This window comes from Pseudomonas sp. PS02303, assembly GCF_029959925.1.
GTDB lineage: Bacteria > Pseudomonadota > Gammaproteobacteria > Pseudomonadales > Pseudomonadaceae > Aquipseudomonas > Aquipseudomonas mandelii.
Genome location: NZ_JASCOM010000596.1, coordinates 1 through 255, shown reverse-complemented (window position 1 = coordinate 255; position 255 = coordinate 1). Strand labels below are relative to the sequence as shown.

The following is a 255-nucleotide window of genomic DNA, read 5'->3' as shown; positions in this document are numbered from 1 at the left end:
AGTCGGTAGCGCTCAGGCTGACGGTGGTGGTGTCTGCGGAATCAGTAATCGAGGTGTCTGCCGACTTGCCGTCGATGTCCAGCTTCTCGTAGTTGCCACCCTTCGCGTCGTCGATTTTCACGCTCAGCGAACCACCGCCCGCCAATGCGTCGTTTGGCGTTATGAAGTCCACACTGGCGCTGCTCGAGCCGACCGGAATGGTGATGGTCTGGCCGTTGGACAAGGTCACGACAACCGGCGAGCCGGTCACCGGAG

1 protein-coding gene is annotated in these 255 nt (G+C 61.2%); it reads right to left on the bottom strand.

Annotated elements, in window-relative coordinates; genetic code table 11:
- A partial coding sequence (locus QMX98_RS35015; RefSeq protein ID WP_282412114.1) for an immunoglobulin-like domain-containing protein occupies positions 1–255 on the bottom strand: 255 nt, incomplete at both ends.